The organism is Rhizobium sp. BK376, assembly GCF_004341625.1.
GTDB lineage: Bacteria > Pseudomonadota > Alphaproteobacteria > Rhizobiales > Rhizobiaceae > Rhizobium.
This window is the reverse complement of sequence record NZ_SLZG01000016.1, coordinates 122,320-137,969: the sequence shown is the minus strand read 5'-3', so window position 1 is coordinate 137,969 and position 15,650 is coordinate 122,320. Positions and strand designations below refer to the sequence as shown.

Below are 15,650 nucleotides of genomic sequence, written 5' to 3'. Positions count from 1 at the left end.
GGAAACTCCCGTCAGCTATCGCACACTCATGTCTACAGACCGTGCACAGCTATCGTAAAGGAACGTCTAATTCGTCGCATGAGCCTTGCCTTAATGAGACATGTGTCTAATTCTGGAACACACGCGATGATCGGGTCGCAACCATAGAGAGAGGCATGTCAGAATGGAATTCATGCTCGACCTTGCTGTTTCGGTCGTCAGCTTGCTGGTCGTCGGCTTTTATACCTGGTCGCTGAGGGGGCATTTTTACTCGCCGAAGATGGCGACCGGAGCGAAGCTTATCTCCGCAGTCGTTATCGCGACCACGCTGTTTTTTCTCTATCTCGCCTGGTACGAACACCAGGTTGCCTGGGTTCAGATCGTCGGTCTGGTGATAGAAATATGCGCCGCCGCGCTGTTCTGGTGGGCGGTCTCAGCATCGCGCAAGGCGCGTCTGCGCTTTGCGTTCGATCCTGACCATCCTGACAGCATCGTGACGACAGGCCCCTACCGATATCTCAGGCACCCGTTCTATACGTCTTATCTGATGTTCTGGTCGGGATGGGCGATAGCCTCATCGTCGACATGGGCTGTCGTTCCCGTCATCGCCTTTGTGATTATCTATGTGAGCGCGGCTCTCGGCGAGGAGAAGAAATTCTCCAAGTCCCCGCTTGCCCCCGAATATGAAGCCTATCGCCGCAAGACCGGCTTTCTCATACCGCGTTTCGACCAGCGGTAGTCATTTCGGTTTGGATTTCGCCTGGTGTAGAGGTCGGCGGCCGGCTGGCTCCTCGCGCCCGCCGCCGTTGCCCGGTCAATGCATCGTCAGCCTTGCTTCTTTGGCAGCGGCGATGAATTCGGCTCTTGCCTCCTCGGCTGTCTTGCGGCCATCAAGTGCTGCACGGCAGGCGCTGCGTGCCTTTAGGAACCGGAGGCCGCGGATGCTGGGCCACATATCTGTCAGGCAGACCAGCGCTTCGAAGGGGTTCTGCACGACCTTCGAACCTTCCTGGGCGAAGGAAACTTCGACCGGGCTTTTCCATTTGAGATCCTTCATGGGCGTTCTCCATTGTCTCATGTCTGGGCATGAAACGTTGCTGAGATGAGGCGGGTTCCAATCGTTCCGCAACTGCCATTCGGACAGCATATCCGGTGGCAATTCAAAGGGATTGGAAGTCAGTAAGTTCGGATGAAAGAAGTGAGATGATTGCTGCGGCGCCGTTCTCTGTGGCAACGCCTGCTTCTTCGGCAGCGTCCATGAAGGCCGAACGCGCTCCGTCCTCCGCCATATGCTTCTCGGCTACCGCAGCACAGGCGGAGAGTGCGCGTTGGTATCGATATCCATAGGTTGTGGGCCATTTGTCGGCAAGGACTGCCGCCGCCTCGCTGGCATTGCTTACAATCAAGGGACGATTGATATCGGGAAGGTGGATGGTAACGGCGGTAGTCCAGTGTCCGGCATTCATTACTGCAAATCTCGCATGCGTTATAAATCTGCAGGCAAACGCGGTGAGTGCAGGATAGTTCCAATGTGACGTCGTTTTATGCGTCGATTGGAAGCCGGGCCTCCTTCGCCGCGGCAATGAAAGCCTCTCGAGCGGCCGCCGGTTTGCGCCGTCCGTCGAAGACTTGTGCGAACACTTTCAGCGCCTCGTCAAAGGCAGCGCCTTCATGTCGAGGCCATGCGGTAAAAAGGCAATCTGCAGCATCCATCACGTTTCTGACTTCACGCGGCGATTGCTTGCTTCTGAGTTTAACTTTGACGGCTCCATCCCAGGATTTAGCGTCCATGATTCCATACCTCCTATGGGGGTAATGAGGGCAGGAATCTTTTGTTCCGATTTTTATGCCTCGACCGCGGCGGCACTAGGACGCCTGAGGGACCACCGGCCGTGCAGTTTTGCCAGCATGAGATAGATGATCGGCGTGGTGTAAAGCGTCAGGATCTGCGAGACGATCAGGCCGCCAACGATCGTGATGCCAAGAGGCCGGCGCAACTCGGAACCTGGCCCGGTCGCGATGATGAGGGGGATTGCGCCCATCAGCGCCGCCAGCGTCGTCATGAGGATTGGCCGGAAGCGCTTGAGGCAGGCTTCGTAGATCGCATCCTCGGAGGAAAGCCCGCGATCGCGCTCTCCCTGCAAGGCAAAGTCCACCATCATGATGCCGTTCTTCTTGACGATGCCGATCAAGAGAATGATGCCGATAAATGCGATGATCGTCAGCTCCGTGCCGCTGATGAAGAGGGCGAGCAGGGCGCCGAGGCCCGCCGAGGGCAATGTCGAGATAATGGTTAGGGGATGAGCCAGGCTTTCATAGAGAATGCCCAGCACAATATAGACTGCCAGCAATGCCGCCAGCAGCAAAAGAGGCTGGCTCCCGGTGGATTGGCTCACATTCGCAGCGTCACCGGCGAATTCGGCGTGCAGCGAATCCGGCAGGTGCATCCCGAGCACGGCTTTCTGGATGCTGTCGTTGGCGGCTTCCAATGTTGTACCGAGCGCAAGGTTGTAGGAGATTGTCACCGACGGGAACTGGCCCTGATGGTTGACGACAAGCGGCGCCAGCGTCCGGTCGATCGAGGCGACACTGCCCAGGGGGATCTGCGTGCCATCCGCGGCCGGCACATAGAGATGCGAGATATCGCTTGGGTCCCGGGCATAGTTCGGATCGGCCTCCAGAACCACGCGATACTGGTTGCGCTGCGTATAGATGGTCGAGACCTGCCGCTGGGCAAAGGCGTTGTTGAGCGCACTGTCAATGGATTGAATGCTCACCCCGAGGCGCGAGGCTTCGTTGCGATGGATGTTGACGGTCGCCTGCAGCCCGTTCGGTTGCCGGTCGGTCGCGACATCGGTCAGAGCAGGGTCGGCCTGCAACCGTTGCATGACGCGCGGAGCCCACTCCACCAGTTCGTCGTAATTCGCGTCCCAGAGGGTGAATTGATACTGGGATTGAGACGAACGCGCACCGGCGCGGATATCGCCGGGTGAAAACAGGAATGTACTGAGCCCCGGTATGGCGGAAAGGGATTTGCGCATACGCTCGATCACCTGATCGGTCGGGATGCGTTCGTTGATTGGCTTCAGGGAAATCTGCAACTGACCGCGATTGACGGAGCTTGAAAAGCCACCGCCACCGACCGAAGAGCCGATACCCGAAACCGCCGGATCCTCTGCGGCGATCGCGGCCGCCTTGCGCTGCAGTTCCACCATGGCGGGATAGGAAATGTCGGTTGCCGCCTGCGTGCTCCCTTGGATGAAGCCGGTATCATCCTGCGGAATAAAACCCTTCGGCACCTTGACGTAGAGAAAGACCGTCATGGCGATGCAGGCGAAAAGGATCAGGATGGTCAGCACGCGGTGGTGCAGCACAGCCTTCAGCGTGCGGCCATAGAAGTTGGTAGTGGCTTCGAGCGAACCCTCGATGATCCTGCCGAAGAAGCCAGGGCGGGCATGGATATCATGGGCGCGGAGGCGATGGGCGCAGATCATCGGCGTCAGGGTCAGCGACACCAATGTCGAGACCACGATCGTGAAGCCAAGCGTCAGCGAAAAGGTCTGGAAGAAGCGGCCGATGATACCGCCCATGAAGAAGAGCGGGATGAAGGCCGCGAGCAGTGAAAAACTAATGGAGACGACGGTGAACCCGATCTGTTTGGCGCCCTCGAGAGCGGCCGTCATCGGCCTCATGCCTTTCTCGAGATTGGCATAGATGTTCTCGATCATCACGATGGCGTCGTCGACAACGAAGCCGACGGAGACGGCGAGCGCCATCAGCGAGAGATTGTCGATCGAAAGTCCCCAGAGCCACATGGCGGCAAAGGTGCCGGCCAGCGACAGGGGGACGGTCACACCGGCGGCAAAAGTCGGTGTTGCGCGTCGCAGGAAGGCGAAGACGACACCCATGACCAGGAAGATGGTCGCAAGCAGCGTCCATTGCATGTCTGTGACGCTGGCATGGATCGTCGTCGTACGGTCGGAAAGCACGTCGAGATGGATGCCGGCGGGGATGAGCCCTTGCAATTCCGGGATCAGCGCCTTCACGCCGTCGACGGTGGAAATGACGTTGGCGTTTGCTTCCTTGGTGACGTTGAGCAGCACTGCGGGCTTGCCGTTGTACCAGGCGTCGGAGCGGCTGTTGCGGACACCAGGTTCCACCGTCGCGATGTCGGAGAGGCGCACGGCCGTGCCGTCACCGCTATGCACGATGATGCGTCCGTAGTCCTCAGGCGTTCTCAGCTGGCTGTTAAGCGCGATGGAAAAAGCGGCACTGTTGCCGTCGATCGAGCCGGTCGGCCCCATCGTATTGGCGTTGACGATTGCCGTGCGGATGGCATCGAGCGACAGGCCCATGGCCGAAAGCCGATCGGGATCGAGTCTCACGCGCACCGCAGGCTGATCCGCGCCGCTGACCGACACCTGCCCGACACCGTCCACTTGGGAGATGCGCTGCACGATGACGGAATCGGCCGCATCGTAGATGGCGCTTGGGGAGACGTTATCCGAGGTCAGCGCTAGGATAATGATCGGGGCGGCGTTGGGATTGACCTTGCGCAGGGACGGAAGGGTCGGGAGATCACCGGGCAGATCGGTCGCCGCCGCGTTGAGCGCCGCCTGGACATCCTGGGCAGCACCGTCGACATTGCGGGAGAGATCGAACTGGATGAAAATACTGCTCGATCCCAGCGAACTGACTGACGTCAATTGAGTCACGCCGGCGATGGTGCCCAGCCGTCGTTCCAATGGGGCTGCCACGCTGGCGGCCATGCTTGCGGGGTCCGCACCCGGCCGGCTTGCCGAGACGACAATCGTCGGCAAGTCCACGGTCGGCAGGCTTGCGACAGGCAGAAAATGGTAGGCGACGAAACCGAGGATCATCAGCCCGATTGCCAGGAGCGTCGTGCCGACAGGCCGCTTGATGAAGGGCTCGGAAATATTCATATGCCACCGCCCAATTCGCTGGCCTCGGGGGCAGCCGCACCCGTCGGGCGACCGACGACGCGGGCGCGTAGCCGCTCAAGAGCGAGATAGATCACGGGGGTCGTATAGAGCGTCAGAAGCTGGCTGAGCACGAGGCCGCCGATGATCGAGATACCGAGCGGAATGCGCAGCTCCGCGCCGGTGCCCTGCGCGAAGGCCAGCGGCAGCGCGCCGAAAAGCGCGGCGAGCGTAGTCATCATGATCGGGCGGAAGCGCAGGATCGACGCCTTGATGATCGCCTCGCGCGGCGGCAGTCCCTCGGTTCGCTCCGCTTCGAGCGCGAAGTCGATCATCATGATCGCATTCTTCTTGACGATACCCATCAGGAGCACGATGCCGATCAGGGCGATGATCGACAGATCCTGCCCGAAGAGCATCAGCGCCAGAAGCGCGCCGACGCCGGCCGAGGGCAGGGTCGACAGGATCGTGATCGGGTGTACCGCGCTCTCGTAGAGCAGGCCGAGCACGATGTAGATCGTTATAACTGCAGCGAGGATCAGCCAAGGCTCGCCCGCAAGCGAGGAGGCGAACTCCTGCGCATCGCCGGAATAGTTCCGCTGAACGGAGCTCGGCATATTGATGTCTTGCTCAGCAGTGCGGATTTCGCTGACGGCATCGCTGAGTGAGGCACCCTTGGCGAGATCGAAGCTCAGCGTGACGGCAGGAAACTGTTCGTCGTGGCTGATGACGAGCGGCGCCGTCGTAAAGGATGCGGTCGAAAATGCGTTGAGCGGCACCTGTGAATCATTGGCGCCGGCAACATAGAGCTTGTCCAGCGATTTCGGATCGGACTGATATTGAGGGGCTGCCTCAAGAATGACGCGGTACTGGTTGACCTGGCCATAGATCGTGGTGATCTGGCGCTGGCCGAAGGCATCGTTCAGCGTATCGCTGACCGCCTGCATGGAAACCCCAAGTCTAGAAGCCGTCTCTCGATCGACATTGACCATAATCCGGCCGCCGCCGGTCTCGACTTCCGAACTGACGTCGATCAGTTTCGGACTTTGCTGCAGGCGCTGTGCCAGTCTATGCGACCAGTCTACCACGGTGGCCGTATCGGTTCCTGTCAGCGTGTATTGATAGGGCGCGCGGGCCACTCGTGTGCTGATACTGATGTCGCGGACGCTCTGGAAAGTGACATGCACGCCCGGAATGTCGGCGACTTCGACGCGTAGCCGATCGATCATTTCATCAGCGGATGCGGTCCGCTGGTTGCGCGGTTTCAACACCAGCGTCAGAGAGCCGGTATTGAGGGTCAGATTGGAGGCGCTGGCTCCGATCACTGAGACGATGCCGCTTATATCGGGATCGGTGCGAAGCCGCTCCGTTACTGCTGCCTGCGTCTGCTTCATGGATTCGAACGACGTCGTCGGCTCGGTCTCGATCACCGCCGTTATCAGGCCGGTGTCCTGTGCCGGCAGAAAGCCCTTCGGAATGACGATATAGAGCGCGATCGTCGCGGCGAGCGTAATCGCCGTCACGATCAGCATCAGCGCGCTTCGATCGACCGCCCAGACGAGACTGCGCTGGTAGCCGGAAACCATCCAGCCCATGGCACGATCCGCACCGGCGAGCAGCCCACCACGACCCTCCTTCGGCTTGCGCAAAATGCGGGCGCACATCATCGGCGTCAACGTCAGCGAGATGATTGCGGACACGACCACAGCGATCGTCAGGGTGAGAGCGAACTCCCGGAACATGCGCCCGACGATGCCGGTCATGAACAGGAGCGGGATGAAGACGGCGACCAGGGAGACGGTCAGCGAAATGATCGTGAACCCGATTTCGCCGGCGCCTTTCAGCGCCGCCTGCATGGGGCTCTCGCCTTCCTCGATATGGCGGGCGATGTTCTCGATCATGACGATCGCATCGTCGACCACGAAACCCGCGCCGATCGTCAGCGCCATCAGCGAAAGATTGTCCAGGCTGAAGCCCGCGAACCACATGATGGCGAAGGTGGCGATCAAGGAGAGCGGCAAGGCGACGCCGGCGATGAAGGTCGCCGTGATCGTGCGCAGGAACAATAGAACGACCAGGATGACGAGCCCGATGCTGATGCCGAGCGTCCATTGCACGTCATGGATGGAAGCCCGGATCGTTTCCGTCCGGTCGTTGACGATATCGAGCGAGACACCGGCCGGAAGCGCCTGTTTCAGCCGCGGCAATTGCGCGAGCACGCTTTCCACGGTTTGAATGACGTTGGCGCCGGGCTGGCGCATCACGTCGATGATGACGGCGGGATCGCCCTGATACCAGGCACCGACACGGTTGTTCTCCAGGCCTTCGACGACGTCGGCGACATCTTTAAGCAGGATCGGCGCATTGTTGCGATAGGCGACGATGACGGATTTGTAGATCTCGGGGTCGACGATCTGGTCGTTGGCAGCCAGCGTGAACGACTGATGCGTTCCGTCCAGGGAGCCTTTGGCGCCGGCCACACTGGCGCTCGAAATGGCGGTGCGAATATCTTCAAGCGCCAAGCCATAGGAGGCAAGACGCGGCAGGTCGGCCTGGATCCGGATAGCGGGACGAACGCCGCCCTGGATGCTGACGTCGCCGACGCCCGACACCTGGCTCAGGCGCTGCGCCATCATCGTATCGGCGAAATCGCTGAGATCGCGGATCGAATAGCTCGACGAGCGCAGTGCTAGCGTGACGATCGGCGTATCGGCCGGATTGACCTTCGAGTAGGTCGGCGGGTAGGGCAACGTCTTGGGGAGGGTGGAGCCCGCTGCATTGATCGCCGCCTGGACGTCCTGCGCAGCGCCATCTATGTCACGGCCGAGATCGAATTGCAGCGTGATCTGGCTGATGCCGAAGGCGCTCGACGAGGTCATCGAGGCAAGCGACGGAATCTGGCCGAGCGGACGTTCCAGCGGCGCCGTGACAAGTGCCGCCATCGTATCGGGGTCGGCGCCCGGCAACTGTGTCGTCACGCGGATCGTCGGGAAGTCCACCTGTGGCAGCGGCGCAATCGGCAGGAAGAGGAAGCCGAGTGTGCCGCCGAGCAGGGTCGCCACGGCGAGCAGCGAGGTGGCGATCGGACGGTTTATGAAGAGTGACGAGACACTCATTGCGGTTGCGCACTCGGAATGGCTGATGTTGTGTCGGGAGACGTGGCGGCGGTTCCGTCGCTACCTCTACGGTGGCCGCCGCCCTCGCCATTGCCTTTGCCGCCTCCCTGCTCGCCATTGTGCCGGCGGTGTGGTTGTTGGCCGTTGTTATCGGCAGCGGGTTGCTGGGCGTTCGGTGTGCCCTCAGTCGCCGGTGCGGAAACTTCGACCTTGGCGCCGTCCTGCAGGCGGGCAAAGCCCGTGGTGACCACCTGGTCGCCCGGGACCACGCCGTCAGCGATCACGGCCTGGACATCGTCCTGCTGGCCAACTTTGACCGGCTTCATGGAGACGGTCTGATCCTGCTGTACGATATAGACGAAGGTGCCGTTCGGTCCGCGCTGCACGGAAGCCGTGGGAACCACCGTGACGCCCTTCATCGTCTCGACGAGCAGGCGTGCATTGACGAATGCGCCGGGCCAGAGCGTCAGCTTCTCGTTCGGGAAATTCGCCTTCAGCTTTACCGTTCCGGTCGTCGGATCCACCTGATTGTCGACGACAGTCAATGAACCGCTGTCGATCACCTTGCCATCACCGGAGATCGCCTGCACTGAAAGGGTTCCGGTCGCACTTGCCGCATTGATACGGCCAAGCTGCTGTTGGGGGATGGAGAATAGCACCGAGATCGGCTTGATCTGGGACAGGGTGACGATGCCGGTCGTATCGGTGGAACTGACGAGATTGCCGACGTCGACGTTGCGAATACCGGTGCGCCCGTCAATCGGGGCTTCGATTGTCGTATAGTCGAGCGTTGCCTGGGCGCTTTCGATCGCGGCCTGATCGGACTGGACCTGTGCCTGATACTGGGCGACAAGCGAGCGTTGCGTATCGGCCTGCTGTTGCGTGCCCGAAGCAGTCTGGACCATCCGCTCGTAACGCTCGAGATCAAGCTGCGCGTTCCTCAGCAGCGCCTCGTCCTGCGCCTTCTTGGCAACCGCCTGGTCTCTTTGGGCCTTGTAGACAGCGTCGTCGATCCGGGCGATCACGTCGCCCTTCTTGATGTCCTGACCTTCCACGAAGTCGATCTCAACGATCTTGCCGTTTACCTGAGGGCGCACGGTGACCGTGTTGAGCGCCTTTACGGCGCCGACGCCATCGACATAGACGGGAACGTCGGCGGCCTTCGCCTCGGAGACGAGGACGGGTGTCGGGCCTTGTCCCTGTCCAAAGGCGCGCCGCCCCGCGCCACCACGCCTTTGGCCGCCCTGCTGACCAGCCTGCTGACCCGCCGAACCATGGGCTCCTGCGGAGGAGTTCTGCGCCGTCAGGCGATCATATTCGCCTTTGAGACGGTCACGCTCCACATATGCACCGACGCCCAACGCACCGACTACCGCAACCAGCAAAAAGACCCGAAAAGGGCGTGCCATTCAAATACCTTTCTTAGCCGCCCCCGAAAGAGCCATAGTGACACGACTTTAACTTGCGTCGGGTCACTAAGGAATTTGGGTAGGGCATTAAATTTTGTCCACGTCCGAGGCCTGAAATGGCTTTGATATCAATAATCGGGCATGTCTATGACGCTCCGATGCGACTTGAGCAACGCGAGCGACAATGAAACAAACAATTTCGTGTTTGAGGTGAAATTTTCGGAGGAGATTGTTCAGGGATACGGAGCGGCCGCTCGATTTGTATGACAACGAACTCGACTTTGACGGCATTCGGATACCTTGAAACAAACAGTCGAGTCGGACTGTTCGTTTCCATTCTCGCCCAGATCTGGATTTGCCTCATAGCCGGCTTTTCACAACGAAGGAGACACCCATGGCAACTGTAAAATTGCTGACCGATGCAGAGGCGAATGCCGTTCCAGCGGTGAAGGACGTGTTCGACGACATCCGGGCGACGCGTAAGTCGGATTTCATCAATAATTTCTGGCGCGGACTTGCCAACGATCCGGCTCTTCTGAGGCGGAGTTGGGACGGGCTCAAGGCTGTCATGGCGGTTGAAGGTACGCTCGATCCGTTAGTGCGCGAGATGATCTATATTGCGGTCTCCTCTGCCAACGGTTGCGCCTACTGCGTTCACTCCCATACGGCAGCTGCCAAGGCGAGGGGTATGACTGAGGCGCAACATGCAGAATTGCTTGCCGTCATAGGGCTGGCCGGCCAAACGAATCATCTGGCGACTGCCATGCAGATACCGGTCGATGCCGAATTCGATATCCGCTGATATCCGACACGCCGGGGGAGATAGGTCGCCGCGGGACCAGCAATTCAAGTGGCTGTCGAATCCTCGTCCATGGCCTGATACCAAGATCGCCGATAGTCGGCCAAGCTGGGAAGGTCGATCCCGGCCGCTGGGCCGATGGCGGTATTGTGGCTTGGCCGGACGCCGGTTAACAGCGCTGCCCCCTGGCTTGTGCCGGTAGAGCCGGGGAGCGCAATCACGTCTGCTGACGTCAGGGATGAAAGCGCTGCCTGATAGGCGCTGTTGAGCGCGAAAGGACCCTCGATGAAGATCGGGCCTCTAGCGCCGATCAAGGCGAGGCAGGCCTGCGTCATCAGCGCAAGATATAGGCTGACCGCAGCCTGGCGCTCTGCCGGCGTCGCCTCCGCGTCACTGAGCCAGCGCATGTGCTTGCCGGGGAAGGGGCCAGACCCGTCAGCGACGTTCGGCAGAAGCATCATGCCTTTTCGAATGACCCTATCAAGCGCTTCGCCGATTGATGCCTGATCGTCGACACTGCCGATTTCTGCCGACAACATCTCGAATTCCCGGCCGCCCATGAAGCGAGAGGAGGGAACGGCGCGGCCATAGGCGTCGACATTGGCGAGCGCGTCGCGTGTCGGGTCGAGATGGGCGAGATCGCCGCCAACGGCAAAGCAGATGACCCATGTGCCGGTCGAAACGACGGCAAATGGCGCCTCGTTGTCGATCAGGTGCGGCAGAAGCGAAGCGTTGGAATCGTGAATGCCGCAATAGACCGGAACGGGTTGCTTCAAGCCGATCCGGTCGGCGGTTTCGGGAAGAACCGGCCCGAGTGCATCGAAGGCAGAGCGTACCGGCGCCATCAGATCGCGTATCGCGAGCCTGTCGAGGAGGGAAGAATAGTTGCCGGCTCCGGGGTTCCAAAGATCCGTGTGGCAACCGAGCGACGTCAATTCGTTGGCGGCAACGCCCGTTAGCCGGTATGCCCAGTATTGCGGATAGGTCAGGATTGTTCGCACATTGGCGAACTGCTCCGGAAAGGCGGTCTTCTGATAGTGGATCTGCGCCCCGACGTTGAGTCCACCAGACAGCCGGGGTGAGAAAGTCTCCGAGAAGGGCGCGCGCAGCCGATCATAGGCCGCGGATATTTCGGCCGGGTAGGCATGCTCATAGTCGAGAACCGGCAGGGCGAGCTCCCCCGCCTCATCGAGCAACACTGCCGAAGCGCCGTGCGTGGTGATCGAGATCGCGTCAAAGCCCGGCGTCGTGGAGAATGACTTCAGGGATTCGATCATGAAGGCCCACAGCGCATCGATATCGTAGTGGGGATAAAGGCCGCTCTTCAAAACGGTGTTCGTCGTGCGTCGTGCGGCAATCTCGGCGCCGGTTTCCGCATCCAGGATGACGACCTTGGCGTTGGTCTTGCCGATATCGAGAACGGCGATGCGGCGAAAGGAGGCTGCGTCGGTCATGGCATATGAAAGACGGAAACGAGATCGCTTTGGACGGGCGAGTTGTCTGGATTGGTCGCCATGATGTCCGCCATATGTGCCCACCACCGTTTCATGACCGGATGATCGGGCAGGCTTGCCATCGTGTGATCGACGGGTCGGGTCAACACGCCGAAAAGCGTGTTCGTCTCGCGGTCGAGATGGATCGAATAGTCGCGGACGCCTGCATCATGCAGTAGTGCAACCAGCTCGGGCCAGATCTCGTCATGGCGCTTGCGGTACTCGGCTTCCATGCCCGGATTGAGCCGCATCTTGAAAGCGTGCCGTTCCATTTGCGCAGTCATTTCGAACTCATAAGTTTGATGCGGCGCGCGATGATCGGGATGGCGATGGTGATGATCAGCAGCAGGCCGATGAAGATCGACATGACGATCCCTGGCACGTTCAGCAGGCCGAGCCCGAAGGTGACGAGGCCCATGACGAAGGCGGCAATGACGACACCGCCGATCGTACCCGAACCGCCGAGGATCGAGACGCCGCCAAGAACGACCATGGTCACGACCTCAAGCTCCCAGCCCTGCGCGATCGAGGGGCGGGTCGAGCCGAGGCGCGAGGTAAGGCAGACAGCAGCAACGCCGCTCATGACGCCCGTCAGAAGGAAGAGGATGAACTTCACCCGCTCGACCGGGATGCCGGAGAAGCGCGCGGCAAACTCGTTGTTGCCGATCGTATAGACCTGCCGGCCGAAATTTGTCGCGTGCAGCAGGATGGCAAAGAGGATCGCCAGCACGATGAATAGCACGAACTCGAAGGAGAACACCCAAACGACATAGCCCTGGCCGAAATAGGCAAAATCATCGGGATAGCCACCATAGGCCTGATCGCCGAGGACGATATAGGAGATGCCGCGGAACAGGCTCATAGTGCCGATGGTGACGACGATGGAGGGCAGTTTCAGCGCCGAGACGAGAAAGCCGTTGAAGAGACCGCAGAGCAGGCCGACAAAAATACCGATCGCGACCAGGCCGGCCGTGTCGACGCCATATTGTGCCGCAGCACCCATCGCAGTCGACGCGAGTGCAATAATCGCGGCCACGGAGAGGTCGATCTCGCCTGCGATGATCAGCAGCGTCATTGCAAAGGCAATCATTGCCTTTTCGGTGAAATTGAAGGTCGCGTCCGAGAGATTGTAGGCGTCGAGGAAATAGGGCGACGCGATTGAATTGAAGATGAAGATCAGGATGGCGACGCCGAGCAGCAGGATCTCCCAGCTCGACATGATCCGCTTCAGCGGTGTTCCGAGGCGGTCGGGGATTGTGCGTTTTTCCGTGGCTTGCGAAACGGTGCTCATGCTGCCACCTTCCTTTCGTCGATTTCCTTGGCGGCCTGGTCACGCAGGATGATGCGACCGCGGTTGCGTTCGCGCCTTGCATTGAAGACGACCGCAAGGATAATCACCGTCCCTGATATCGCCATCTGGGTGAAAGGTGAGATGCCGATGACCGGTAATGCATTTTTGATGACGCCGAGAAACAGCGCGCCGAGAACGGTGCCAGCGACCGAGCCGACGCCGCCGGCAATCGAGATGCCGCCGATGACGCAGGCTGCAACGCTGTCGAGTTCAAATCCGTTGGCGATGTCGACATAGGCCACCGCATAGCGGGCAACCCAGAGATAGCCGCTGAGCCCTGCCAGCGCGCCCGAGAGGACGAAAGCGAGGAAGCGCGTCCAGCCGACATCGATGCCGGCATAGACGGCGGCAACCGGATTGCCGCCAGCCGCATAGGTCGCACGCCCGAAGGATGTGTACTTCAGCACGACATAGACCAGCAACACGATGACAATGGCGATCCAGCCGAGAACTGGAAGGCCGAGGATCGGCTGGCGGGTCGCATTGAGGAAGATGGGGGTCATCTGGTGCGCATTCACCCAGGCGCCGCCCGAAAGCACGAAGGCCATGCCGCGATAGATGGTGAGCGTTCCCAGCGTCACGACGATCGGAGGAATTTCCAGCGCCCAGACGAGGTAGCCGTTGATCACTCCGAGAAGTGCGCCGATCGCGATAGCAGCCAGGATCAATGCGACAAGAGGGATGCCGGGATAGGCGGCATTCAGCATGGCGACCGCCATGCCGGTGAAGGCAAGATTGGCGGCAACCGAAAGATCGATCGACTTGGTGAGGATGACCGTCATCTGCGCGAGCGCCAGAATGATCAGGATCGCGGTATCGTTGAAGATGTTGCTGAGGTTTTCAGGCGTCGCGAAGCCGGTTGCGCGGGTCGAAAAGCCGGCGATCAGAACGACGATGATGGAAAAGAGCAGCGTTTCGCGTTTTTTCAGTATTTTTGGCATCGGCAGCTCCTATGCGTTGCCCGTTGCAGCGCGCACCAGCGTTTCCGGCGTCAGCCCAGCGCGCTCGAAGATGCCGGCAGAAAGGCCTTCCTTCATGACAAGCACACGGTCCGACATGCCCAGGATTTCCGGCAGTTCCGACGAGACCATGATAATGGAGAGCCCGTCTGCCGCCAGCTCGCTGATGAAGGCGTGGACAGCAGCCTTCGAGCCGATGTCGATGCCCTTCGTCGGCTCGTCGAGAATGATGACCTTTGGCTGGGTCGCCAGCCATTTGCCGATCACGACCTTCTGCTGGTTGCCGCCTGAGAGCGTCCCGACAGGAACGGACAGTGCCGCCGCGCGCAGATCCAGCCGCTCGGCATATTTCCGAGCGAGCGCGAATTCCTCTGCGGCTTTCAGGAAACCCTTGCGAGATGTGCGGCCAAGCGATGGCAGAGACATGTTTTGATAGATGGGCATCGGCAGCGCCAGCCCGTGCCGCTGGCGTTCCTCCGGTACGTAGACGATGCCGGCGCGGATCGCGTCGAGCGGCGAGTGAATGGTGATCTCCTCGCCATTCAACGCGAGACGTCCGGAAAGCGGCTTGGTGACGCCGAAGAGCGATTGGCAGAGCTCGGAACGGCCGGCGCCGATCAAGCCATAGACGCCGAGAATTTCGCCGCGGCGAAGCCCGAAGGAAATGTCGCGAAATTCGGTACGGTGGCAGTAATTCTGGACATTGAGAACGGTATCGCCGATCTGGACGGCAATCTTCGGGAAGGCATCCTTAACGTCACGCCCGACCATCATGCGGACGATTTCGTCCTGTGGCGTCTCTTTCAGTCGCCCGTTGCCGACGGCGCGGCCATCACGGAAGACGACGAAATTGTCCGCGATCTCATAGAGTTCGTCGAACTTGTGACTGATGAAAAGGATGGCTTTTCCGCGCGCCTTCAGGCCTTCGACGATGCGAAAGAGATCGTCGATCTCCTTGCGTGAGAGAGCGGCCGTCGGCTCATCCATGATGACGATGCGGGCTTCGATCGACAGGGCGCGGGCAATGGCCACAAGATGTCGCTGCGCGATAGAAAGATCCTTCAGGCGGATCGTCGGGTCAATGTTGCTTTCCAGCGAATGCAGCAGCTCTTTCGAACGATTGTTCATCAGCTTCCAGTCGATCGTGCGGAAGCGCGTGCGCGGCGCGTGGCCCAGGAAGATATTCTCGGCAACCGTCAACTCGTCAAAAAGCACCGTCTCCTGATGGATGGCAGTTACGCCGGCGTCGATCGCGGCTTGGGCATTCGAAAAATGCACCGGTTTGCCATCGACGAGAATCTCGCCCTCGTTCGGGCGGTAGATGCCCGTCAGAATCTTGACGAGCGTGGATTTGCCGGCGCCGTTTTCGCCGATCAGTGCCGTCACCTTGCCCGGATAGAGGCTGATGCTGACGCCATCCAGAGCCTTGACGCCCGGAAAGATCTGCGAAATGCCGCGCATCTCCAGAATAGCTGTCGGTGCGGCTGATGCTTTATCCGCGATCGGACGTTGAAGGACGCTGGTCATGAAGCTTTTACCGGAAATCGATTGCCAGTCCCGGCGGTTTGGAGACCGCCGGGTGGTGCGTTCAAACGCTCCTAGGA

At 60.1% G+C, this 15,650-nt stretch carries 13 protein-coding genes; 2 read left to right on the top strand and 11 right to left on the bottom strand.

Annotated features, from left to right (window positions below; genetic code table 11):
- Nucleotides 1–163 precede the first annotated feature (163 nt).
- Complete coding sequence (locus EV561_RS27320) at nt 164–718, top strand: isoprenylcysteine carboxylmethyltransferase family protein (RefSeq protein WP_132526434.1); 555 nt, start codon at nt 164–166, stop codon at nt 716–718.
- A 75-nt stretch (nt 719–793) separates the two neighbouring features.
- On the opposite strand, the gene EV561_RS27315 is transcribed toward EV561_RS27320, so the two are convergent.
- The 6 genes from EV561_RS27315 to EV561_RS27290 form a co-directional block, all read right to left on the bottom strand.
- Entirely contained in the window at nt 794–1,036 is a 243-nt protein-coding gene (locus EV561_RS27315) for a DUF982 domain-containing protein (protein ID WP_132526432.1), read from the bottom strand.
- A 103-nt stretch (nt 1,037–1,139) separates the two neighbouring features.
- Entirely contained in the window at nt 1,140–1,445 is a 306-nt protein-coding gene (locus EV561_RS27310) for a DUF982 domain-containing protein (protein ID WP_132526430.1), read from the bottom strand.
- A gap of 76 nt (nt 1,446–1,521) precedes the next feature.
- Complete coding sequence (locus tag EV561_RS27305) at nt 1,522–1,770, bottom strand: DUF982 domain-containing protein (RefSeq protein ID WP_132526428.1); 249 nt, start codon at nt 1,768–1,770, stop codon at nt 1,522–1,524.
- A 53-nt stretch (nt 1,771–1,823) separates the two neighbouring features.
- Nucleotides 1,824–4,922, bottom strand: a complete 3,099-nt coding sequence (locus tag EV561_RS27300; protein ID WP_132526426.1) for an efflux RND transporter permease subunit — start codon at nt 4,920–4,922, stop codon at nt 1,824–1,826.
- Nucleotides 4,919–8,035: an efflux RND transporter permease subunit gene (locus tag EV561_RS27295; RefSeq protein WP_132526424.1), complete on the bottom strand. Its 3,117-nt coding sequence runs from the start codon at nt 8,033–8,035 to the stop codon at nt 4,919–4,921. The genes EV561_RS27300 and EV561_RS27295 overlap by 4 nt, the downstream gene beginning before the upstream one ends.
- Nucleotides 8,032–9,444, bottom strand: a complete 1,413-nt coding sequence (locus EV561_RS27290; protein ID WP_132526422.1) for an efflux RND transporter periplasmic adaptor subunit — start codon at nt 9,442–9,444, stop codon at nt 8,032–8,034. Before EV561_RS27290 ends, EV561_RS27295 begins: the two co-directional genes overlap by 4 nt.
- Before the next feature lie 394 nt (nt 9,445–9,838).
- On the opposite strand from EV561_RS27290, the gene EV561_RS27285 reads away from it, so the two are divergent.
- Nucleotides 9,839–10,246 carry a carboxymuconolactone decarboxylase family protein gene (locus EV561_RS27285; RefSeq protein ID WP_132526420.1) on the top strand — a complete coding sequence of 136 codons (408 nt, stop codon included), beginning with the start codon at nt 9,839–9,841 and terminating at the stop codon, nt 10,244–10,246.
- Between the two features lie 44 nt (nt 10,247–10,290).
- Here the strand turns inward: EV561_RS27285 and EV561_RS27280 are convergent, their stop codons facing one another.
- From EV561_RS27280 to EV561_RS27260, 5 genes are read right to left on the bottom strand one after another with little or no spacing between them, the layout of a single operon-like run.
- Nucleotides 10,291–11,697 carry an FGGY-family carbohydrate kinase gene (locus EV561_RS27280; protein ID WP_132526418.1) on the bottom strand — a complete coding sequence of 469 codons (1,407 nt, stop codon included), beginning with the start codon at nt 11,695–11,697 and terminating at the stop codon, nt 10,291–10,293.
- Nucleotides 11,694–12,020, bottom strand: a complete 327-nt coding sequence (rhaM, locus tag EV561_RS27275) for an L-rhamnose mutarotase (RefSeq protein ID WP_132526416.1) — start codon at nt 12,018–12,020, stop codon at nt 11,694–11,696. Before rhaM ends, EV561_RS27280 begins: the two co-directional genes overlap by 4 nt.
- The gene (locus EV561_RS27270; protein WP_132526414.1) at nt 12,017–13,027 is read right to left on the bottom strand and encodes an ABC transporter permease; all 1,011 of its coding nucleotides are present in this window, start codon (nt 13,025–13,027) and stop codon (nt 12,017–12,019) included. Before EV561_RS27270 ends, rhaM begins: the two co-directional genes overlap by 4 nt.
- Nucleotides 13,024–14,028, bottom strand: a complete 1,005-nt coding sequence (locus tag EV561_RS27265; protein ID WP_132526412.1) for an ABC transporter permease — start codon at nt 14,026–14,028, stop codon at nt 13,024–13,026. Before EV561_RS27265 ends, EV561_RS27270 begins: the two co-directional genes overlap by 4 nt.
- A gap of 9 nt (nt 14,029–14,037) precedes the next feature.
- Nucleotides 14,038–15,573: a sugar ABC transporter ATP-binding protein gene (locus EV561_RS27260; RefSeq protein WP_132526410.1), complete on the bottom strand. Its 1,536-nt coding sequence runs from the start codon at nt 15,571–15,573 to the stop codon at nt 14,038–14,040.
- Between the last annotated feature and the right edge of the window lie 77 nt (nt 15,574–15,650).

Excerpts from the sequence above, each read along its gene's own strand:
- EV561_RS27265 (WP_132526412.1), bottom strand. The coding sequence starts at position 14,028 with ATGCCAAAAATACTGAAAAAACGCGAAACGCTGCTCTTTTCCATCATC.
- EV561_RS27305 (WP_132526428.1), bottom strand. The coding sequence starts at position 1,770 with ATGGACGCTAAATCCTGGGATGGAGCCGTCAAAGTTAAACTCAGAAGC.
- EV561_RS27320 (WP_132526434.1), top strand. The coding sequence starts at position 164 with ATGGAATTCATGCTCGACCTTGCTGTTTCGGTCGTCAGCTTGCTGGTC.
- EV561_RS27280 (WP_132526418.1), bottom strand. The coding sequence starts at position 11,697 with ATGACCGACGCAGCCTCCTTTCGCCGCATCGCCGTTCTCGATATCGGC.
- EV561_RS27295 (WP_132526424.1), bottom strand. The coding sequence starts at position 8,035 with ATGAGTGTCTCGTCACTCTTCATAAACCGTCCGATCGCCACCTCGCTG.
- EV561_RS27315 (WP_132526432.1), bottom strand. The coding sequence starts at position 1,036 with ATGAAGGATCTCAAATGGAAAAGCCCGGTCGAAGTTTCCTTCGCCCAG.
- EV561_RS27260 (WP_132526410.1), bottom strand. The coding sequence starts at position 15,573 with ATGACCAGCGTCCTTCAACGTCCGATCGCGGATAAAGCATCAGCCGCA.
- EV561_RS27285 (WP_132526420.1), top strand. The coding sequence starts at position 9,839 with ATGGCAACTGTAAAATTGCTGACCGATGCAGAGGCGAATGCCGTTCCA.
- EV561_RS27270 (WP_132526414.1), bottom strand. The coding sequence starts at position 13,027 with ATGAGCACCGTTTCGCAAGCCACGGAAAAACGCACAATCCCCGACCGC.
- EV561_RS27290 (WP_132526422.1), bottom strand. The coding sequence starts at position 9,444 with ATGGCACGCCCTTTTCGGGTCTTTTTGCTGGTTGCGGTAGTCGGTGCG.
- EV561_RS27300 (WP_132526426.1), bottom strand. The coding sequence starts at position 4,922 with ATGAATATTTCCGAGCCCTTCATCAAGCGGCCTGTCGGCACGACGCTC.
- EV561_RS27310 (WP_132526430.1), bottom strand. The coding sequence starts at position 1,445 with ATGAATGCCGGACACTGGACTACCGCCGTTACCATCCACCTTCCCGAT.
- rhaM (WP_132526416.1), bottom strand. The coding sequence starts at position 12,020 with ATGACTGCGCAAATGGAACGGCACGCTTTCAAGATGCGGCTCAATCCG.